Consider the following 20664-nt stretch of genomic DNA (forward strand, 5'->3'; position numbering starts at 1 on the left):
TCACATGAGGTTAACAAGTCATAAGATAAAAGGTTCTGCATTACCTATGGTGATTATATTATCTTTTGTTATTTTAGTTTTTATGTCAGCAATGGCTTATAATTTTAAGATGGATCTTGAAAGCATAAGAGTATCATTAAATTATGAAAACCTTGAAAGTTTAAATCAAGATAATATTGATGGTATTGGTGATGAAATAGATAATTTACCAGACTCTGACTATACAATAGGTATACATGAGGTTGATGGTTATGTTTTTCATAACGTTCTTGTGTCTAGTGAACCATCACTTTATAAGACTAATTCAGATGCATCTTTATATAATGCTCAGCCGCATGTTATAAACTTTATAGTAAATCATAGAGTTATTAAGGATGATAAAGTCTATAAGGAAGAACAAATTTCTATTAATAAATTACCGCTTTCCAATACAAAAATATCTTATGATGATAATATCGTCGAGCTAAATATTCCTTACATAAAAACATCTGGTTTGACTGAGTCACAGCAACAGTTAATGCTCGCTGATGGTAAAATTTTAGGGTCTAGAGAAGGAAATATAGGCTATCTTGAAAAAGAGGAAGGTAAGCTTTCGCTTGTTATAGGTGATACTTCTCAATCGATAAATGTTGAAAAACTAGGTTTATCTTCTGATTATGAGGTATCTGTTGGGTGGAATCTAGTAGATGGTAAGTGGCAGGTATTATTAGCTCTTTATGATAAAGATCATCTTTACATTTCATCAACAGGTTTGGAAAATTTAAATTCAGAAAATTTATCAAAAGCCACATTGGATTTATTAAATGTAAATACTGTTAAAAACGACAAGCATTTGAAGGATATTGTATCAGCTAAGTGGTATTTTAATGAGGATCAAAATGACCCAAGATTGGTTGTTGCTACTGGCGAGCAGTCTAAAAAAAATGAAGCTAAGGTAAAAATTCTTGATATTAGCTATGATGAAAAAAAGAATGTTTATAAGGCATCAAATAAGGGTGTGATTAAAGATTTGGGACAAATCTCTAAAGATGAGTTTCACTTATCAATATTAGATCCTACGGCGACTTTTGCACCAAGTAATATCCTTATGTTTGCGGGAGATAAGCTTTACGATATAAGTGCTCTTTCAGAGGGTGAAAAAGTTGATAAAGTAGAACCTACTATTTTGAAAGGTTCTACAACTAATACGCCGATAGTAGTTAAAAAAGATAATGAAAATTTTTACATCATAACATATGATGACAACGGCTATTATCAATACAACTATACTCTTGGGTCAAATACTGCTTCAGGAGAGCGTATAGAAAAATTTGAAGAAGAAACTATAGAAAGTATAGTTGTTAAATACGGTGTTAAATTTATAACAACTGATAAGCATTTATATGTTGTTGATTTTGATAACAAGATACTAAATAAGTTAGAACCTGCAGATAGTCAAGATGGGCATAGTGATGAAGGCAGTGATAAAGTAACTATTTGTCATAAACCAGGCACTAGTGCTGAGAAAACTATGACTTTACCAGAATCAGCGATAAAAGGTCACTTAGGACATGGTGATTATCTTGGAGCATGTAGAGATGAAGCTGTTGACTCTGCTGATGATCTCGATGACCATGATCATGATGATAGTACTGATAGCGACTTAGATACTACAGAAAATAATAACGCAAACGGTAAAGGAAATAATGGCCACGGCAATAATGCTGACGGCGTAGACTCATCTAATCCAGGGAAAGGTGGCGGCGGACCGAATGGTCAAGTTGATCCGTCTGGTGATGTTGATGACGAAAATAGCAACAGTAATGAAAATAGTAATAATAAAGGAAATGGTAATAGTAAAGGAAATAATGGAAAGTCTAAAGGGAATGGTAAAAAATGATGATTTTAAGAAAAAATGATAATTTTGCCACTAAGTTTTTGTCTATGCTAATAAAGTCTGTGCTTACACTATTTTTATTTACCTTATCATTTAATAGCTTATATGCATCAAGTTGTAAACTAGTTAAGTCAAAGGCTGATTTTACTGGGGAAGTTACATTTAAGTGTGATAAAGATACAGATTTATCTTTAGCTGATAATAAGCTTAGCTTTGAAATTAAATCAAATAATAGCTCTAGTCCAGTAACAGGGGTTAGTAATCTATATACTGACAAAGCTTATACTTCTTACAAAATCGAAGAGGTAAGTAAAGGAGTGTTCAAGGTTGAGTTTAATGTTTATGATACATGGACAGAGAATAACCCTTATATAGCTGAAGAAGATAAAGATATAACGTTTGAATTTGATGTAAAAGATAAAAGCTCGAAAGATTATGAGATTATATCTGATGAAGACGAGGCAAATCCTTTTGAAGTTGTACAAAATAATAAAGATGCCTATGAAAATAATGGATCAAATACTAATCTACTTTTAAGATCTGGTAGTGATGAACCTGTCGCTGATGATAATGCTATAATACTTTATATAGATTCAAAAATTGATAAAAAAGGTAAGCCTGTTGTTAAAAAAATTAACAATCTCTGGGTAGATGGCTTTGATGCTAAATATAGTGTGGAAGATGTATCTGACACACGTAAAAAAGTCACGATAGAGCTGTATAAATGGTGGCCAAAAAATCAACCAGCTACAATTGCTGATGGTAATACAGTGCAGATAGGAATTTCATATCATTTCAATAGCTGGCCACATGAATATAAAGTCAGTTTACATAAAGAAGAAAAGCCTGTAAAAGATGAAACTGATGAGGATAAGGTAGATGAAAATTTAGTCAGTAAATATCAATTCTACCGAGGTTTAGGCAGTTTGATTTATGCAGCTACTGATAGCTCATATTGCACAGATGATGAGAAGTGCGATGATGCTAAGTTATCTATAGCAAAAGGTTGTAAAGAATTTGGTAGTTGTGATGCTATCTCTGAGTTAAATACTTTACGACTAGGAATAGTTGGTGAAAAAGAAGCGTAATGAAGTATCGTTTAATAGCTAAACTATATTATCTTATATTTAATAATTAAATAATGCTTTTTTCGTTTTCAGTTGCTTTGCATATTCTGCAATTAATACAGGTAAAATGAGTAGTTCTCAAAAAATGAGTAAACTACAAGAAGGTGATAAGCTAAATATAATATATCAACCACCTTCAAAAGTTGAATCTTTCGAGTCCGTAGACTGTACTAATTGTCATATCTCATGTGATGACCTTCAAGATTCCTGTAAAGTTCTTATCTTAGATAAAAAATCTTATACTAAAGCAATTATAGAAAACAATTATAGAGAAAAACCTAAAGAAGAGTATGGCATTTCTACAGAAGTTGTGGGAAATGGAGCATCAGCTAAATTGAAAATAAGCGTACTACCTCCAGGTGAAGTATCACAGAAAATTGAGCGAGAGTGTGATACTAATACTCGCTTTGTTAGAATTCATGGTGTTTCTATTCATTGTCAAAATAATTGATAGTTATGTATCAAATCTAAAGTTGTATATGATTGATCGGATGTAAATCAATATCAGTCATATTTCACAAGATTACACTACTTCGAATCAAAGCAATATTATAAAACTAGCAACTATCATATACATTATTAATGTTTGAGAAAATTTCTGACTAAACATCCTGATATAGTTGGTATAGGATTGCCTCAAAAAAAGCAATATTACTGTAGCTTATATGCCTCTTTTTTAATAACAAGAATTAGCTTACTAATAGATGATTTTATAAGTATCTTTAGCTAGCTTTATGCTAGAATCAATATACAACTTATATCAAAATAGTGTAGTAATGAGTAGAGAAAAAGTTTTAGATAAAGTCAAAAATAACTCTAACCCTAAAGTTAAGCTGGCAGTCACAGATATAGATGGCGTCTTGAGAGGGAAATATATTCATAAAGATAAATTTGCTAGTGCACTAGATAACGGTATGGGTTTTTGCAGCGTAATCTTTGGTTGGGATAGTAGTGATGTCACTTATGATTATGTAAAGCACACAGGTTGGCATACCGGTTTCCATGATGATGATGCATTTATTGATCCGGATACTTTTAGAACTGTACCTTGGGACAATGATGTACCGTTCTTTTTGGCAGATTTTTCAGATAAAGATAAAAGCCATCCAGCTTGTCCAAGAAGTTTGCTCAAAAAGATTAAAAAACAAGCTAAAGGCATGGGCTACGATGCTTTGTTTGGGCAAGAGTTTGAATGGTTTAATTTTAGAGAAACATCTGAAAGTATATTAGATAAACAGCCATCAGAGTTAAAGCCTCTCACTCCTGGCATGTTTGGTTACTCGTTACTTAGAATGAGTGAAAATAAAGATTTTTTTAACGATATTTATGATTTATTAAATGATTTTGATGTACCAATAGAGGGTCTGCATACTGAGACAGGCCCAGGTGTGATTGAAGCAGCTATACTGTTTGGAGATATTTTGCAAGCAGCAGATAGAGCGGTACTTTTTAAATCAGCAGTCAAAGAAATTGGTGTTAAGTATGGTATTAAGCCTACTTTTATGGCTAAACTAACAGCTGATCTACCGGGTTGTTCTGGGCATATCCATCAAAGTTTATCTGATGGTAAAAATAATCTTTTTTATGATGCTAATGAAAAAAATGATATGAGTAAACTAATGCAAAGTTACCTTGCAGGGCAGTTATTATGTTTACCCGAAATACTACCGATGATAGCTCCCACAGTGAATAGCTATAAGCGTCTTGTTGAAGGAATGTGGGCACCAACTAAAGTAAATTGGGCTGTAGATAATAGAACGGTAGCTTGTCGAGTCATTAATGGTAGTCCAAAGGCTACAAGAATTGAATTTAGAGTTCCTGGTTCAGATGCTAATCCATATCTAGCGATGGCAGCGTCATTAGCTAGTGGACTTTATGGTATCAAAAATAATCTATCATTAGATCAAGAAGCGATAAAAGGTAATGGCTACTTAGATGAAAGTGCCGTGAAACTAAGCCCTACTCTTTGGGATGCTACTCAAAAAATGAAAAATTCAAGTATCGCAAAAGAGCTATTTGGTGAAGAGTTTGTTGAGCATTTTACTTCTACACGAGAATGGGAATGGAAAGAGTATCTTAAATCAGTAAGTGATTGGGAATACCAAAGATATTTTGAAATAATTTAAAGAAATATTGGATGTTTTAGGAGAGACAAAAATGAGTATTAAGCAGTTTAATTTCCCAACTGTTATTAGGTTTGGTGAAAATGCAGTAAAAGAAGCACCTATGCATTTAACAAACAACAACTGTAGTAATGTTTTGATAGTTACTGATCCTGTTTTAGCTACTATGGATATGATTAGTGACTTGCAAAATCATTTGTCTGAAAGTGGCATTAAAGCTAGCGTGTTTTCAGATATAGCAGCTAACCCTTGTGAAGCAGATGTGATAAATGGTGTAAAAGCATTTCATCAGAATAATTGCGATAGCATAATCGGTATAGGCGGAGGTGCTGCTATGGATACAGCTAGAGCTGTACTACTAATGGCAAATCATCCTGGTAGTGTGATGGATTATGAAGATGGTACTGGAGCTGATGAAACAGTTGAAGATAGCAAAATTCCATACTTTATAGCTATACCAACAACTAGTGGAACTGGTAGTGAAGTTGGTAGAAGTGCTATTATTTCAGATGATAAAACGCACCAAAAGAAAGTTATCTTTGCACCTCAATTATTAGCAAAAATCATATTAGCTGATCCATTACTAACAGTTGCTTTGCCTAAGCATATAACAGCTGCAACAGGTGTTGATGCGTTGGTACATAATGTTGAAGCTTATCTTGTGAATAGTTTTCATCCGATGTGTGATGGCATTGCACTTGAAGGTATAAGGCTTATAGATGAGTCTTTAGTTACAGCTGTAAATGAGCCAACTAATGTAAAAGCGCGCACACAAATGCTTATAGCATCTACTATGGGAGCTGTAGCATTCCAAAAAGGTTTAGGTGTAGTACATTCATGTGCTCATGCCTTATCTGCCTTTAATAATATGCATCATGGTCTTGCAAATGCTTTAATGTTTGCAGAAAGCTTAAAGTTTAATAAAGAGGTTTGTGCTGATAAATATTCTCGACTAGAAAAATTACTAGGTGTAGATTGTTTTGTAAAGTATGTCGAAGACTTAAATGAAGCTGTTGGAATTAAAAAAGGATTATCAAACTATGGTGTAACAGCCATAGATATTGACCAGATTGCAGATATTGCTCTTACGGATACTTGCCATTTATCAAACCCTAGAAAAGTATCAAAAGATGATTTGGTAAATATCTTGAAGGCTAGTTTATGATTAAAATAGGAATAACAGCCTGTATAATGCCACCAGATAGCACTCGTGCAACATTTTCAAAGAAAGATCTTTTCTATGTTGAGTCAGATATGGTCCATTATCTAAATACGGATAAATCAATACCGTTGATGATTCCAAATTTTAAGCAAGAAAAAGATTTACATAGATTTATAGATCAGCTTGATGCAGTTGTTATTCATGGTGGTGTTGATGTATGTCCACTTTCTTATGGAGAGGATTACCTTGATAAAGCTTTATGGCCAGGTGATAAGGTTCGTGATGACTATGAGCTAGCTGTTATAGATTATGCTTTCAAACAAGGTAAACCTATACTAGGTATTTGTCGTGGTTTTCAGCTCTTGAATGTATATTTTGGAGGTACACTTTACCAAGATATAGCTACACAGTTAGAGACACCGATAACTCATGCAAACAGACCTATTTATGATCAAAATTATCATGCTATAGAGTTTTTAGACGACAGCTTATTAGCAAATATAATTTATGCTAACAGGAGCCAAAAAGGTTTTGTAAATAGTATCCATCATCAGTCAATTAAAAAGTTAGGTGAAAACCTAAAAGTAGAAGCGATATCTCCGGAAGATAAAATCATTGAAGCCTTTAAATATGACAATGATGATAATTTTATTTATGGAGTACAATGGCATCCAGAGTTTAATCATACTTTAGGTGATAAGCTTATCGGTGCAAATTCATTACTAAAATATTTTATTTCCCAAATTTTAAAAAAATAAGCAAGGAGCAAAAATGGATATTATAAATCCTGCGACTAACAAAGTTATAACTTCACTTAAATCGGACACTAAAGATAGTGTAAATGTAAAAATACAAGAATTAAAATCAGGTCAATCTAAATGGGCAAAAACTACGCTAACTCATAGACTAGAATGTATAAAATCTTTTCGTGATGATTTACTGCAAAATATTGATAAATATGCTAATGATTTGACTCAAGAGGTAGGTAAGCCGGTATTTGAATCAGTCAATGAAATTAATGCAGCTTGCGAAAGAATAGATTTTTTTCTTAATAACTTAGAAAAAGTGCTTCAAGTTGAGAGTTTTGCTGAAGATACTGCAACAAAAGAAGAGTTAGGCTACGATCCACTTGGAGTTATTGCAAATATTTCTGCGTGGAATTATCCGTATCTAGTAGGTGTTAATGTATTTATTCCTGCAATATTATGCGGTAATGCCGTTGCATACAAACCATCAGAATACTCCGCACTAACAGGGCGAAATATCGAGCAAGCGCTTTATAACTCAAAAGTACCTCAAGATGTATTTAAATGCCTTGTAGGTGATGGTAGTGTGGGTCAAGCATTGTTGGATTCAGACTTAGATGGCTACTACTTTACTGGTAGTAAACAGACTGGGGTATATATCGCTCAACAAGTGGCTTCAAAGCTTGTACCTATTGGTTTAGAACTTGGTGGTAAAGACCCTGCCTATGTAACGCAAAATATTAGTGATGTTGATGGTGTTGCTGAAGGGTTAGTTTCAGGAGCTTTTTATAACAATGGTCAAAGCTGTTGTTCAGTTGAAAGAATATATGTGCATGAAAGTCATTATGATAAGTTTGTAAAAGCATTTGTGAAACATACACAAGAGTTGGTAGTTGGCGACCCTCAAGATTCAAATACTACAAATGGAGCAATCACTCGTTCTCAGCATTTAGCATTCTTAGAATTTCAAGTTAAAGATGCTGTTTCAAAAGGTGCTAGTCTTCTAACAGGTGGTAAAATTATAGAAGCGGATGGTAATTTCTTTGAGCCAACTGTACTTGTAGATGTAAATGAAGATATGTCTGTAATGGTTGATGAAAGCTTTGGTCCTATAATAGGTATACAAAAGGTTTCTAGTGATGAAGAGGCTGTAAAACTTATGAATGCTAGTGAATTTGGTTTAACTGCTAGCGTATTTACAGAAGATGAGTCACAGGCTAGAGATTTGATGAGAAAAATCTCTGCAGGGAATGTTTATATGAATTGCTGTGATAGAGTGTCACCTAACTTACCTTGGGCTGGTAGGAGAATGTCTGGTTTAGGGGCTTCACTTTCTAAACATGGTATCTATGCATTTACTCAAACAAAAGGTTTTCATTTTAGAAAATAATTAGATAGATACTCCAGTTTAAGTAATCAATTAATACATAAAGGATAATTTGTATGCAAAGTAACTACCAGGTTTCAATTTCTAAGTTTGTTTTTATAATGGTTGGAATGGTTATTTCAGGTCAGTACTTTGGTTGGAATAGTGGTGTAACAGCTTCATCGACAAACTCTTATATCTTAGCAGTACTTTTGTTAGTGGTATTCTTTGGTTTCTTTATATTTGGTTGTGCTATTCTTACCCACTATTTTATGGGTTCAGATAAGTCCATAACAGAGTTAGTGGGTAATGTGTTAGGTATTCGGGTCGGTATCTTTACTGGGCTAATGTGCTATTTAGAATACTGGTTTGCAACGCCTGCTATAGCAATAGCTTTTGGACTGTATTTAGAGTCATTGTTGCCATTTATACCTTATCACTTTGCGGTACTCATAGGCTTTATAATAGTTTTTATGGCAAATCTTGGTAGCTTAAAGTATGTCGCTAAAATAGAATCTATAGCAACTATTATTGCTATATTGGGTGTGTTTTGTTTTTATTATATAGGCTTTAAGCATCTTGGTGTTGTAGATAATTCTATAGTTCAAGACTCTATCTCAATGTCAGCTTTAGGCAAAGGCATAGCATTTGGAGTTTGGTTATTTTTAGGGATAGAGGGTGGTATAACACTTATGCATGCTATGAAAAATCCTAGAAAAACAGGAAAAATAGCAATTTTAATAGGCTTAATGGTTTTGTCATTGCTAGCAATATTTACAAGCGTTTTATTTATAGAGTTGGCTCCAACTAATTTGTTATTAGACTCAAACCCATTACCAGCATTAGCTCAGTACCTTGGACATAGCACTTTATTTGAAATATTAGCAGTAACTGGAATTATAGCGATACTAGCTAGCTTTAATGGGTTAACAATAGGATATAGTCAGCAATATGAACTATTGGCAAATAACTATAGGTTCAAAAATACAAAATTCTATGCAATGAATTTACCTTTGCTAGTAGCGCTAATTTGTAGTTTATCTAATGATTTATCACAAGGGTTTGTGATACTTAGTGTTTCAAGTGCAATAGTAGTTTATGCACTTGTTTGGATTAGTGTTATAAAGCTAACTTATTCATTAAAAAGATATGTTATATGCGCAAGTTATACTTTAGCGTTACCACTTTTATTAGTTGTTGGAGGTTGCACTTACTATTATGGAGCTCTAACAACTAGCATAACAATTTTTGGGATTAAGATTTTAGCAGCGTATCTGCTTGTAGTACTTATTGTTATAGCAATGTTTATAGCGTGCTTTATCTATAGAAAAAAGAGTTAGGATTTAACTGGGTTCGTTAATTTGTTTTTGCGAAACTAAGCGTTTATCTAATATAGCCATGCTACCAAAGAAGTTATTATATTGTTGTTTTACACTACCATACGGTCTTGTACCAAAATATCTATCAGGCTTAGCACTTTTTAGATTATCATCATCAATTTCTAATGAAAAGATAGTGAAACTAGATAAATTTACTCCCCTGATAGTTTTGAGTTTGTTTATTCTGTTATTAAGCTTACTAGATTGTTTCGTATCTAAAATAAGCTCATATTTAACACCATATTTATTAGCTATATTTATAGCATTCTTAATATCTTCAAATTTTGGAGAGTCTCTATCATAAGAGTAAGCAGGAAATAAAATTTTCCCTTTATTTTTGATAGTTTTCATAAACAGCTGTAATAGCTCTTTGTCTTGTTTTTCTAGTAAGACAAGATTTTTGGGATTAATATATACTGAGATTTTTTTGTCTTTTAGATTTTTAATAAAGGCTATATGAAAATCAACATTATTTATTTTTCTCTCATAAAAGGGCTCACAGTCTAAAGAAATTTCTTTTATTGAGTCATAGTATTTATTATCGTTTTTAAGTTTTTTAATGGCATTTTCTGCATTTTGTGGTTTTAATTTTACTTGATCAGATTCAATAGCACCTATATAACCATAATTATCAAAAAACAGATGACAATCCCAGTTATAATAATCACCATTTTCTTCAAAGCCTCCGATGCCACAAATAATATTTTCAGGGCTTAGAGGGCTTTTATCTAACATCTTTTTTAACTTTTTTATATCTTGTGAAGATTTACCGTGAGCATAAGCATATATTGAGATATTCTTATCATTTCCAAAGCTTTTTTTCATAGGCAAAAACATACACAATACAAAACTTATAAATAAAAATAAACTACGGGTATTTATAACGTTTTTCATTTTAGGTAGGCTCTTATACATTTTTATCAGTTTTATATTAATAGGGTAGCATTATTTTAGATATAGTGAAAATATTTAGCTTTGTACTATTCTGTAGTTTTAAGCTGTTGAAAGTTTCTGTAAAAACTTAGTTACTAATAAATAGAAAGTTTTTTTATTTAAGCATATTGGTTAAATAATCATAGCCATTTATATTAATATTAGTTATCTTTTTTAATATCATCTAATTGTTTTTTTCCTCTATATTTTATTAAAAATAGTACGGAGAAGATCTATGGTAACTATAGTAGATAGATTTTTAAATAGGAGTTGATTTTGAAAAGATATGATGTAATTGTAGTTGGTCTAGGAGCTATGGGTGCTTCAAGCTTATATCAGCTATCTAAAGAACAAGACTTAAAAATACTTGGTATAGAACAATTTGCTAAAGGCCATGAAAATGGTTCTTCACATGGAGAGACAAGGATTGTAAGGCAGGCTATTGGTGAAGGCAATGGATGTTATACTACCATGGCAAAAAGATCATATGAAATCCTTGATGAGATTGAATCTAAGTCAGGCAAAAAATTTGCAAAAAAGCAGGGACTATTGCTTTTATTTAATGATAGTTTAAAGCCTAAAGGTGGCAAAGATGATTTTCTTGCAAAAACTATACAGCAAGCGAAATTATATAATATAAACCATCAGATATATGATGAAAATCTAGTCTACCAAAAATTTCCATTCTTAGTAGAGCAACCAGAGCTTGGTAATTATTTTGAGCCAGGAGCAGCTTGTATATCTCCAGAGGATGCCATACATACACAGCTAAAGTTGGCTACTGAAAATGGTGCAAATATAAACTATCATGAAGAGGTATTAAGCTTGGTCAAGCAAGAAAATACCACCATAGTTAAAACTACAGTAGCCGAATACGAAGCTAAGCATGTAATTCTTACAGCAGGAGCATGGTTGAAGAACTTTGTTGAACCAAAATATAAAGATATTTTAAAAGCATTTGTACAAAAAATATATTGGTTCGAGGTTGAGCCAGAGTATGAGGATATTTTTGATAAAACGGGACCATTTTTAATTGGTGACCCAGTAACGAATAGTTTTATATATGCCATGCCGTCATATAATAAAGGGTTAGTGAAGTTTGGCTTTGAGGAGTTTAATGAAGAGTTTAACCTTGTAGATACTCCAATAATTGATGAAAAAGATATATCAAATATTTATAAAAATCATATTAGCCCAAATATTAAAGGTATCAAGGGGGTATGTGATAAAGCAAAAACATGCATTTATATTATAACTCCAGATTACAATTTTATCATAGATGATTTATCTCATTATGGCAATGTGACTATTATATCTGCATGCTCAGGACATGGTTTTAAACATTCTTTTTCTATAGGTGAAGCTATGGCCGATAAGGTCTGTGGTAGAAAGATGAAAATTCAGTTAGATAATTTTTCTATAGATAGATTTTAAGAGAATTTTTGAAGATTATTATAGAATGAGAGAATGATTATTATTTAATAATAACGCTTGGAAAATGATGTTTTACACACTTACCATAATCACCTTGCGTAAATGCTGAATAAGGTGTTTGATAGCCAACAAGTTTACAAGCAAAAGATTTACCTTCTGGATTTTTTGCGTTATAACTAAAATCTTGCTCCCAAAAAATATTTGTAGCTCCAGCACCTTGTGCATCAAACTGTTTCATACCTTTACAACCAAGTACTTCATCGTTACTTATGTTTACTCCTAGGTGTTTGGTAAAATTATCATAATAAGAAATACGATTTACGGATTGAGCAACTTCAACGCTACCACCACATTCAACTCCACCATTAATAATTTGAGTAGTTACACCAAAACCAGGAGTTAAACCATTTGCTTTATCTGATGCGTTTGGTTGCCAAGTACCATCAATTACATGAAGCATAGATGGTTTAGGTGGTTGAGGATATACAAAGAAAAACACAGCAGAAGCTAAGTTTAACCATGTATCAGCAACAAGCTCTGGGTTATTAAGTAGTACAGTTACATCACCATATATTGCTTGAGAGAATGGTCCGTAATTATAGTTATAGCTTAATTGTTTTGCACCTCTACCAAAGTATGACTTAAATTCACCAGTATTAAACTTACCACAAGGCCATGTTTGACCTTGCCATACATTAGGATTACATTCGCCATTATATCCTCCCAACATTGCTTCATTCCAGCCCATTTCTCTGACATGAACTAGAGCTTGACGCCATTCAGGAACATCCCAGTGAGCTGTGTGACCACCTGTTTCTTGAGCAAAATGTGCAAACATAGTTGCTAGAGATTTTTTACAGATTGCATCAGAATCTCTACCATCAGTATATGTACCACAAAATGCAGGAAACTTAGCAACAGCTTTTAAGAAATTGCTATATGTGTATTCTGGAGCTCTTTCAGGGAATAAATATTCCCAATCTTGACTAGAAACTATGCTCTCTACACGCTTAACATTTTCTGGATTATTCGGTAAACCGGGCTCTACAGCTTCTACAACCTCATTTGGGATAGTACGAATGGATTTTTTCACCTCTTTCATTACAGGTCCACTTGTGAGTTCACTTTCTTTTTGATCTAACTCAGCTTGTGTAATAGTAAATACATCACTAGGCTTAGGATTATCTGGATTAGTCGGGTCTACAGGATCTACAGGGTCAACTGGTTCATCAGATGTATGTAGGCTCCACGCTTGATCCCATGCAGTGCCTGTACCTGGAGCATAAGCCCAAGCAGCAGATGAGCACCAAGCACCAACAGCTTCTTTACATTTATATAGTTTGCCTTGGTTTTCTACAATATCACCACTTTTATATGCGTTACCTTCTTGATACAGAGGGTAATCACCACTAGGTTTAGGTGGGTCAATAGGATCTACTGGATCAGTTGGATCCACTGGGTTAATTATAGGGTCATCAGGTGTACTTGTAGAGTTGTTTCCTACACTAAAACTAGCTAAGCTAAATTCGGGTTTACTCGGTGAGAATGAAATAGTTGCTGATTGATTCGCTTTTAGTATAGTCCCTTCACCTTCTGGCCACCATTTTTCTACTGTTATTGATGTCGTGTTACTATTTTTTGAGATATGTGTCTTACCATTTAATCCCCATACACTACCTATACTTGCATTATTTGAAAGTTTGATTTTAATAGGGCTTTTCATTAAATCCATGTCTTTATCGCAACTAAACTTTACGCTACCACTCCAACCAGTCTTTACATCTTCGATTTTACAATCAGCGAATGCAACTGAGCTTAAAAGAGCTAATGTTGTTGTATAAATTATATTTAGGTTTTTCATTTTGATTCCTTATAGGTTTGCTAAAAATACTTACATTAATCGAGAACTCGATTACGATATCTATATTAATCGATATTTTAATATTTTTATGCAAGTTAAATTTAATAAGGACTATCAAAAATTACTAGGTAAGCCGTGTTTAGCTATTTATGGTAAGGGTGACCTTCAAGGATTGTGTATGCTCTATAAAGTTGTTCAGCAATTATGATTCGCACAATAGGGTGAGGGAATGTCATTTTAGAAATAGATATTTTTTCTTTAGCGATATTTTTTATACTTTGATCTATACCGTCTGGTCCACCTATTAGGATTACAACATTAGGGTTGTTAAATTTCCAATTTTGCATTTTATCAGCCAGCTCTTCAGTCGATATAACTTTTGATGCTACATCTAAAATAACAAGATGTTCATTAGGGCTCAATTTGTTTAATATGGTCTTAGCCTCTTGTTCCATCCATAGTTTTGGGTTGCCTGTCTTTGAGCGTTTAGCTATAGGTAGCTCTATAAGTTCTAAAGGTATAGATTTGCTGAGGCGTTTTTTATATTCATCATAGCCGTCAGCTACCCATTTTGGTGGTTTTTCACCTAGTGATATGATTTTTATCTTCATAATTACCTTGTAAAGCAAATTAGATTTTTATTAGAGAGTTCTTGGTTAAAACTATATCCAGCAATGTTAAATTTTTTAATATCCTCAGTAGATTCGATTTTGTTTTCTAAAATATATCTACTCATTAAACCACGGGCTTTTTTAGCGTGAATACCGATTGTTTTGAATGTACCATTTTTATCTTCTTTGAAATCAATATCAAGCCAATCAGCCTTGAGAGACTTCTTGTCAATAGCTTGGGAATATTCGTTAGAAGCTAAGTTGATTAGTGTTTTATTTTCTTGGGTGTTAAACAACTCGTTTAATTGAGCTGTAATTTTATCTTGCCAGTATTTATATAAGACTTTATCTTCTATCTTAATTTTAGTGCCCATCTCTAGCCTATAAGCTTGCATTAGATCAAGAGGGCGGATAAGTCCATATAAACCCGAAAGCATTAGTAAATGATTTTGGGCGTATTTTACTGTATCTGAGTCTAAAGAGCTTGAATCTAAACCTTTGTAAACATCACCACTAAATGTAAAAATAGCAGCCTTAGAGTTTTCTAAATCGTACTTTGCAGAGTTAAAAGAGTTATGTTTATCAAAAACTTCTGTAGCTAACTTTGGACTAATTTTCATAAGCTTTTCTATTTCTGGTATTTCATAGTGTTTTAGTTTATTGATAAGTAGCTCTATCTGATCTTTAAAGAGAGGTTGGGTAAAGTTATATTTGTCATCAATAGGTTCAAAATTTTGGCTTTTAGCGGGAGATATTACTATAATCATGATCTTAAAGAAATTTATTATTTTATTGGTTAAATAATACCAATTTATCAACAATAATGGAATTTTGATTTAGGCTATAAATGTTTTAACAGCTGATTCAACAAAAGCTATTGATTTTACCGCTAATGAAACTATAATAGTAGTTCTATACTCGCATAGCTCAGTTGGTTAGAGTACTACCTTGACATGGTAGGGGTCACTGGTTCGAATCCAGTTGTGAGTACCAATAATTCAATGTTTTCAGAGTATCTTTTTAAATGTCATAATCTCTTAAGATGTAAATAATGTAGAAAGTTTATAAGTTCTAATATATAAAGAGATATATGAAAAGCATTTATGTTATATAAATATTGTAAGTGTTTTTTTATTAAAATAGAGTATAAATAAAAAATATAATTAAGAAAAACTTTTGAGTAATCACTTTATAAATAAAGTGAAATACTAAAAGTGGTGCGGTCGGGGAGACTCGAACTCCCACAGATCTCTCCGCTGGAACCTAAATCCAGTGCGTCTACCAATTTCGCCACGACCGCAGTTTCTGGGGTGATTGATGGGGCTCGAACCCACGACAGCCGGAATCACAATCCGGGGCTCTACCAACTGAGCTACAACCACCACAACAACCCTTTATTATGGCGCGTCTGGCAGGATTCGAACCTGCTACCCTCGGCTTAGAAGGCCGATGCTCTATCCAAATGAGCTACAGACGCATCAAAAAATGGTCGGAGCAGAGGGATTTGAACCCCCGACCCTCTGGTCCCAAACCAGATGCGCTACCAAGCTGCGCTATGCTCCGACAATCTTTTAAAATGGTGGCCTGAGACGGAATCGAACCGCCGACACGAGGATTTTCAATCCTCTGCTCTACCGACTGAGCTATCAGGCCAATGTCGTATATTATACCTATACAACTGCTTTTAAGTCAACAGGTTTTTACAACAATTTTTCATCGTAAAAACTTTTACTAATCTTACCATCAGTGTAAGCGTATAAGGTTTGAGCTACTTTTGTTGATCCACTACAGATATTTCCTTCTTTATCTATAGCAATTAGGCCAACATAGTCTCCTAATTCATCACTCTCTTTTATGGATTTATTTACTGCTGACTCTAGTGACATGCCGTCTTTTACACGAGTAGAAATTTTTGCTGCCACTGATTCATTGTTTATATGCTCGCCTATGCCCGTACAAGATATTCCCATAAATTCATTTGCAAAATTACCTGCAACAGTAGGGCTATCACCAACTCTACCTGGATATTCAAAGCCTGCGCCACCTGTTGAGGTAGCAGCACATATTCTACCATTTGAATCTAGTACAACAACCCCAATTGTTCCAGTGAAGCCTTTTTTGAGCTCAAGATATTCTTTATATCTTTTTTCTGTCATAGGGTTATATTTAGGCAGTTGCATTACGTTATGAGCAAACATAGTTGCTGGCTCACCACCCAGTACACTATGATGTTGCTCCATAAGCCTATTTGCAACTTCAATAGGGTGTTGAATATTCTGAACGTTTATCACTCCAGCAAATTTTCTTCGCTGACTATCCATGATAGATGCAGACATTCTGATTTGGCCATCTTGCTGTACTCGAGATCCAGTTCCAGCATTAAAGATTTCGTTATCCTCTAGTAGCTTAGCTGCATATACAGCGGTTTTATTAGCATCATTTGTAGTTTTAAGGTAATCAAAAGCTTTATTTACTATAGGGATTAGTTGTTCATGATAGTCAGTGAATGAAGTATTCTTGTCTTCTCGAGCCCCACAGCCACCATGTATGATTATTTTTTGCATAAGAGATTTCCTTGCATTAGAGAAAGTGTATTTGAATATTTATTTAGAATTCTACGAGAGTGGTGTTTAAGTCAAACTTTTGACCTTCTAGTAGCATATGCATACGGATATCAACTAAGCTAATAGGAGCGTTGTTACGAGCATTGTGTAAAGAAGAATGCTTTAAGTGAGAAAAGTCTATTACTGTAACCATTCCAGAGCCAACCACTTCTACTATGTTATTATGATTTAAAAGAGCGGCCGTATCTTCATCAATTCCCACACCAACCATATATGGGTTATAAGAAAGTGCAGACAATAGTCTACCAAGTCTATCTCTCTGTGAAAAATGTTGATCTACAAGTAGTTTATTTGTAAGACCAAGTCCCGGTGCTAAATTTACCATGTTACAACGAGGCATAAGACCAGCTTGACCACCTGCTATCATAAATCCAGATATAAAAGCAGCACCGGCAGATGTTCCTGCAACATTAACCCCTTTAGCATTTAATCTACGAATTAGTTGAGCAATAGGTGTACCACCAAGTGTTGTTGAAAGTAAAAGTTGATTACCTCCAGTCATAAAAATCCCAGTACACTTTGAAAGAGTGTCTTGGTATTCTTTATTTGTTGTTGCTTCAAGACGACTCTCTATTTTTAAATTATGGGCTTCTTTGACCCCCATTTTTTCAAAAATATCAACATATATGTCGCCAGTGTCTGCAAGCTTAGATGCTGTTGGTATTACTGCTATAATAGCATCACTACCACCAGAAAGTTCTATGAATTTCTCTAGAACTGTTGGACTTGCAAACTTATCTTCACCACCACCAATTGGCATTATGAAGCCACGATGGTTTTTAGAAACAGGTTTAGAAGGCATTAACTCTCTCCCTTATATATTTTGTAAAATGTTAATCGCACAAAACCAATAATACTAATTAATGACTAATTTTTCTATATAAAAAAATTAATTTTGCCAATAATACTTGATGTATCCATATATATTTAATGATATTCTATTAGGCATATTTTGATATAAACTTTAATGCTTAAAGAATGAAGAACAATATAAAAGCACTTACTATTGGTGGTGCAACACTCGATACTATTATCCAGTATGAAGAGATGTTCACAATGAATATGCAAAAAAAAGATGTTACTCAATCTTATATGCTTTTAGAAGAAGGAGCTAAAGTAGAGGTTAAAGAACATAATTCATTTTCTGGTGGTGGTGCAACTAATGCTGCAGTATCTTTTAAAAAGCAAGGTATTAATGTTAGTTTTTTTGGTAAGGTTGGTAAAGATCTTGCGGGTGATAAGATTGTTGAGGAGTTAAGGGACTTTGGTATAGATACAGGAAATGTCCGATATTCGAGTAGCTACGGGACAGCAACTTCTTATGTAATTCCTACTTTGAGTGGTGATAGAACTATATTTGCATATAGAGGAGCAAATAAAGATATATTGAAAGATGATCTTCCCGAACAAGCAATTGCAGATAGTGATTTTATATACATAACCTCTTTAAGTCAGTCATCAGCAGCAAGACTTCCTGAAATTGTTGATTTAGCTACTAAAAGCGACACTAAAATAGCTATAAACCCAGGTTCTTCACAGCTTAGTATTGGTGAAAGTTTTATTAAGGAGTCTATGCCGGGTATAGATATACTTGTCTTGAACTATCAAGAAGCACAAAAACTAATGTTATCGTTATTATCTTTAGATGATGAAGATGTAGCAAAATCAAAAGATAGATTAAAAACAAGTCATGAAACTGATAATAGTGATTTTCTAAATGCTACATTTAGACTGCCAGACTTTTTTAAAATTTGTTTAGATTTAGGTGTTAGGTTGATTGTAGTAACAGATGGGTCTAATGGTGTTTATGCTGCCACTAAACAAAAAATATACCATAGTGAATCGCTTTATATTAAGAATGTTATCAATACTTTAGGCGCAGGTGATGCGTTTAGCTCAACATTTTGTGCTAGTATTTATAAAGGTTTCTCTGTGGAAGACTCTATAAAATATGCTTTAATTAACGCTAGTCATGTTATTCAGTATCCAGATGCAAAGTTTGGACTTCAAAGCTTTGAAAAACTTAATGAAATAAAGTCAAAAATGAATACTGGTTTAGATAATAAAATTACAGTATCTGACTGGTAAATCAACCGTAGGTAAATGTTTTTTTGACAGTTTGAGTTATTTTTTGATACTTTAGTGCTTAAAAAAAATGTTATACTAAAAAGTAATTCTTAAAAAATATTGTAGGTAAGATTAGTGGATTTTTGGCTGATTTTAGGAGCTCTTGTAGTATTGTGCCTATATTTGATAATAGAAAATATAGTACATAACGCAAGTATTAAGAGTATTCCTGTAAGAATACATGTTAATGGGACTCGCGGTAAATCTAGTGTTGCAAGACTTATAGCTGCTGGTGTTAGAGCAGGTGGTTATAGAACTGTTGCAAAAACCACTGGGACTTTAGCACGATATATAGATGTAGATGGTTCAGAGACGCCAGTTTTTAGAATAGGTTTTAGTAATATTGCAGAGCAAGTTAGAATTATGTTTAAGGCAAGAAAAGCTAAAGCAGACGCTATAATTATAGAATGTATGGCATTACAACCGTTATTGCAATCTTTATGTGAGCTTAAGCTTATAAAAGCTACTCACGGAGTGCTTACAAATGCTAGGCCAGATCACTTAGATGTTATGGGTCCAACAGAAAGAGATGTCGCTAAAGCTCTTGCTGGAACGGTACCTGTAAATTCTAAGTATTTTACTGCTGAAGATATTCATTTAGATTTTTTTGAATATGCTTGTAAAGATAGAGGTACTGAGCTTATTGCTGCAACTGAAGAAGATGCTAATTTAGTTTCTGATGAAGAGATTAATAGTTTCGTGTATTCAGAGTTTAAGATAAATGTTGCATTAGCTCTTAAAATCACAGATGATTTGGGGATCCCTAGAGATGTGGCGTTAAAAGGTATGTGGGCAGCCACTCCAGATCCAGGTGCTATGACAGAGTACACATTTACTGTAAATAAAAGTCAAATCAATTTTGCTAATGCTTTTGCTGCTAATGATCCAGTATCTACAAAGATGCTATGGGATAAACTTTATACAAAATACCTAAGTTGTGATAAGAAAGTATTAGTGGTGAATTGTCGTGCAGATAGAGAAGATAGATCTAAGCAAATTGCAGAAGCTATTTTAACCTGGGAAAAACCTGATTTAGTTGTGCTTATAGGTACAGGTACTGATGTGTTTGTTTCGTTCTACAAAAAATACGCTAAATCATTGGAAAAAAATATGGCCCAAACTGTTGTTTGTGAAGGGATGGAACCAATAGAAATACTTGAGAAAATGGCTTCTGCACAACCAGCCAAATCATATATGTTGGTAGGTGTTGGTAATATCAAAGATATTGGTATGGAACTTGTTGATTTTTGTGACGAAAGTCATAAACAAGAAAATAGTTTATAAAAAAATAGGAG

17 protein-coding genes and 6 tRNA genes are annotated in these 20664 nt (G+C 33.5%); 12 read left to right on the top strand and 11 right to left on the bottom strand.

All coding sequences use genetic code 11. From position 1 onward, the window contains the following. Nucleotides 1–4: 4 nt before the first annotated feature. The 8 genes from FLM55_RS08510 to FLM55_RS08545 all read left to right on the top strand — a co-directional run bounded on the left by FLM55_RS08510 (nucleotide 5) and on the right by FLM55_RS08545 (nucleotide 9740). Nucleotides 5–1879 (top strand): hypothetical protein, encoded by a 1875-nt coding sequence (locus FLM55_RS08510; RefSeq protein ID WP_178948873.1) that lies wholly within the window; start codon nucleotides 5–7, stop codon nucleotides 1877–1879. Continuing rightward, entirely contained in the window at nucleotides 1876–2964 is a 1089-nt protein-coding gene (locus FLM55_RS08515; RefSeq protein WP_178948874.1) for a hypothetical protein, read from the top strand. Before FLM55_RS08510 ends, FLM55_RS08515 begins: the two co-directional genes overlap by 4 nt. Before the next feature lie 124 nt (nucleotides 2965–3088). Beyond that, nucleotides 3089–3454, top strand: coding sequence for a hypothetical protein (locus tag FLM55_RS08520; protein ID WP_178948875.1), 366 nt, complete (start codon nucleotides 3089–3091; stop codon nucleotides 3452–3454). A gap of 325 nt (nucleotides 3455–3779) precedes the next feature. After that, nucleotides 3780–5129 (top strand): glutamine synthetase family protein, encoded by a 1350-nt coding sequence (locus FLM55_RS08525; RefSeq protein ID WP_178948876.1) that lies wholly within the window; start codon nucleotides 3780–3782, stop codon nucleotides 5127–5129. A 31-nt stretch (nucleotides 5130–5160) separates the two neighbouring features. Next, nucleotides 5161–6291 carry an iron-containing alcohol dehydrogenase gene (locus FLM55_RS08530; RefSeq protein WP_178948877.1) on the top strand — a complete coding sequence of 377 codons (1131 nt, stop codon included), beginning with the start codon at nucleotides 5161–5163 and terminating at the stop codon, nucleotides 6289–6291. Then, nucleotides 6288–7046 (top strand): gamma-glutamyl-gamma-aminobutyrate hydrolase family protein, encoded by a 759-nt coding sequence (locus FLM55_RS08535; protein WP_178948878.1) that lies wholly within the window; start codon nucleotides 6288–6290, stop codon nucleotides 7044–7046. The genes FLM55_RS08530 and FLM55_RS08535 overlap by 4 nt, the downstream gene beginning before the upstream one ends. A gap of 13 nt (nucleotides 7047–7059) precedes the next feature. Beyond that, complete coding sequence (locus FLM55_RS08540) at nucleotides 7060–8424, top strand: aldehyde dehydrogenase family protein (RefSeq protein ID WP_178948879.1); 1365 nt, start codon at nucleotides 7060–7062, stop codon at nucleotides 8422–8424. Between the two features lie 53 nt (nucleotides 8425–8477). Then, nucleotides 8478–9740, top strand: a complete 1263-nt coding sequence (locus FLM55_RS08545) for a hypothetical protein (RefSeq protein ID WP_178948880.1) — start codon at nucleotides 8478–8480, stop codon at nucleotides 9738–9740. A 3-nt stretch (nucleotides 9741–9743) separates the two neighbouring features. Here the strand turns inward: FLM55_RS08545 and FLM55_RS08550 are convergent, their stop codons facing one another. Continuing rightward, nucleotides 9744–10604 (bottom strand): hypothetical protein, encoded by an 861-nt coding sequence (locus FLM55_RS08550; protein WP_178948881.1) that lies wholly within the window; start codon nucleotides 10602–10604, stop codon nucleotides 9744–9746. 384 nt (nucleotides 10605–10988) lie between these two features. On the opposite strand from FLM55_RS08550, the gene solA reads away from it, so the two are divergent. Continuing rightward, nucleotides 10989–12146: an N-methyl-L-tryptophan oxidase gene (solA, locus tag FLM55_RS08555; RefSeq protein WP_178948882.1), complete on the top strand. Its 1158-nt coding sequence runs from the start codon at nucleotides 10989–10991 to the stop codon at nucleotides 12144–12146. Between the two features lie 40 nt (nucleotides 12147–12186). Here solA and FLM55_RS08560 read toward each other — a convergent pair whose 3' ends face one another. From FLM55_RS08560 to yaaA, 3 genes are all read right to left on the bottom strand, one after another. Then, nucleotides 12187–14007, bottom strand: coding sequence for a chitinase (locus FLM55_RS08560; RefSeq protein WP_178948883.1), 1821 nt, complete (start codon nucleotides 14005–14007; stop codon nucleotides 12187–12189). A gap of 143 nt (nucleotides 14008–14150) precedes the next feature. Beyond that, nucleotides 14151–14618, bottom strand: a complete 468-nt coding sequence (gene rlmH / locus FLM55_RS08565; protein WP_178948884.1) for a 23S rRNA (pseudouridine(1915)-N(3))-methyltransferase RlmH — start codon at nucleotides 14616–14618, stop codon at nucleotides 14151–14153. Between the two features lie 2 nt (nucleotides 14619–14620). Then, a complete protein-coding gene (gene yaaA / locus FLM55_RS08570) occupies nucleotides 14621–15385 on the bottom strand; it encodes a peroxide stress protein YaaA (RefSeq protein WP_178948885.1) in 765 nt (254 codons plus the stop codon). 149 nt (nucleotides 15386–15534) lie between these two features. Between yaaA and FLM55_RS08575 the strand changes: the two genes are divergently transcribed. Next, nucleotides 15535–15611 (top strand) — tRNA-Val (locus tag FLM55_RS08575). A gap of 222 nt (nucleotides 15612–15833) precedes the next feature. On the opposite strand, the gene FLM55_RS08580 is transcribed toward FLM55_RS08575, so the two are convergent. From FLM55_RS08580 to FLM55_RS08610, 7 genes are all read right to left on the bottom strand, one after another. Next, nucleotides 15834–15918: transfer RNA gene (locus FLM55_RS08580), tRNA-Leu, on the bottom strand. Between the two features lie 6 nt (nucleotides 15919–15924). After that, a tRNA-His gene (locus FLM55_RS08585) sits at nucleotides 15925–16000 on the bottom strand. 18 nt (nucleotides 16001–16018) lie between these two features. Further along, nucleotides 16019–16095: transfer RNA gene (locus FLM55_RS08590), tRNA-Arg, on the bottom strand. Nucleotides 16096–16104: 9 nt separating this feature from the next. Then, nucleotides 16105–16181 (bottom strand) — tRNA-Pro (locus tag FLM55_RS08595). 14 nt (nucleotides 16182–16195) lie between these two features. After that, nucleotides 16196–16271, bottom strand: a tRNA-Phe gene (locus tag FLM55_RS08600). A gap of 47 nt (nucleotides 16272–16318) precedes the next feature. Further along, the gene (locus FLM55_RS08605; protein ID WP_178948886.1) at nucleotides 16319–17182 is read right to left on the bottom strand and encodes an isoaspartyl peptidase/L-asparaginase; all 864 of its coding nucleotides are present in this window, start codon (nucleotides 17180–17182) and stop codon (nucleotides 16319–16321) included. Nucleotides 17183–17225: 43 nt separating this feature from the next. Continuing rightward, entirely contained in the window at nucleotides 17226–18044 is an 819-nt protein-coding gene (locus tag FLM55_RS08610; protein ID WP_112870324.1) for a cyanophycinase, read from the bottom strand. Nucleotides 18045–18220: 176 nt separating this feature from the next. Between FLM55_RS08610 and FLM55_RS08615 the strand changes: the two genes are divergently transcribed. Both FLM55_RS08615 and pgsB read left to right on the top strand, forming a co-directional pair. Further along, nucleotides 18221–19330 (top strand): carbohydrate kinase family protein, encoded by a 1110-nt coding sequence (locus tag FLM55_RS08615; RefSeq protein ID WP_178948887.1) that lies wholly within the window; start codon nucleotides 18221–18223, stop codon nucleotides 19328–19330. A gap of 114 nt (nucleotides 19331–19444) precedes the next feature. Next, nucleotides 19445–20653, top strand: coding sequence for a poly-gamma-glutamate synthase PgsB (gene pgsB, locus FLM55_RS08620; RefSeq protein WP_178948888.1), 1209 nt, complete (start codon nucleotides 19445–19447; stop codon nucleotides 20651–20653). Nucleotides 20654–20664: the final 11 nt, after the last annotated feature.

It is taken from the genome of Francisella sp. Scap27, from assembly GCF_013394105.1.
GTDB classification, from domain to species: domain Bacteria; phylum Pseudomonadota; class Gammaproteobacteria; order Francisellales; family Francisellaceae; genus Francisella; species Francisella adeliensis.

Excerpts from the sequence above, each read along its gene's own strand:
- FLM55_RS08615 (WP_178948887.1), top strand. The coding sequence starts at position 18,221 with ATGAAGAACAATATAAAAGCACTTACTATTGGTGGTGCAACACTCGAT.
- FLM55_RS08535 (WP_178948878.1), top strand. The coding sequence starts at position 6,288 with ATGATTAAAATAGGAATAACAGCCTGTATAATGCCACCAGATAGCACT.
- FLM55_RS08540 (WP_178948879.1), top strand. The coding sequence starts at position 7,060 with ATGGATATTATAAATCCTGCGACTAACAAAGTTATAACTTCACTTAAA.
- FLM55_RS08520 (WP_178948875.1), top strand. The coding sequence starts at position 3,089 with ATGAGTAAACTACAAGAAGGTGATAAGCTAAATATAATATATCAACCA.
- FLM55_RS08530 (WP_178948877.1), top strand. The coding sequence starts at position 5,161 with ATGAGTATTAAGCAGTTTAATTTCCCAACTGTTATTAGGTTTGGTGAA.
- yaaA (WP_178948885.1), bottom strand. The coding sequence starts at position 15,385 with ATGATTATAGTAATATCTCCCGCTAAAAGCCAAAATTTTGAACCTATT.
- FLM55_RS08550 (WP_178948881.1), bottom strand. The coding sequence starts at position 10,604 with ATGAAAAAAAGCTTTGGAAATGATAAGAATATCTCAATATATGCTTAT.
- FLM55_RS08560 (WP_178948883.1), bottom strand. The coding sequence starts at position 14,007 with ATGAAAAACCTAAATATAATTTATACAACAACATTAGCTCTTTTAAGC.
- FLM55_RS08610 (WP_112870324.1), bottom strand. The coding sequence starts at position 18,044 with ATGCCTTCTAAACCTGTTTCTAAAAACCATCGTGGCTTCATAATGCCA.
- rlmH (WP_178948884.1), bottom strand. The coding sequence starts at position 14,618 with ATGAAGATAAAAATCATATCACTAGGTGAAAAACCACCAAAATGGGTA.
- FLM55_RS08515 (WP_178948874.1), top strand. The coding sequence starts at position 1,876 with ATGATGATTTTAAGAAAAAATGATAATTTTGCCACTAAGTTTTTGTCT.
- FLM55_RS08525 (WP_178948876.1), top strand. The coding sequence starts at position 3,780 with ATGAGTAGAGAAAAAGTTTTAGATAAAGTCAAAAATAACTCTAACCCT.
- FLM55_RS08545 (WP_178948880.1), top strand. The coding sequence starts at position 8,478 with ATGCAAAGTAACTACCAGGTTTCAATTTCTAAGTTTGTTTTTATAATG.
- FLM55_RS08605 (WP_178948886.1), bottom strand. The coding sequence starts at position 17,182 with ATGCAAAAAATAATCATACATGGTGGCTGTGGGGCTCGAGAAGACAAG.
- FLM55_RS08510 (WP_178948873.1), top strand. The coding sequence starts at position 5 with ATGAGGTTAACAAGTCATAAGATAAAAGGTTCTGCATTACCTATGGTG.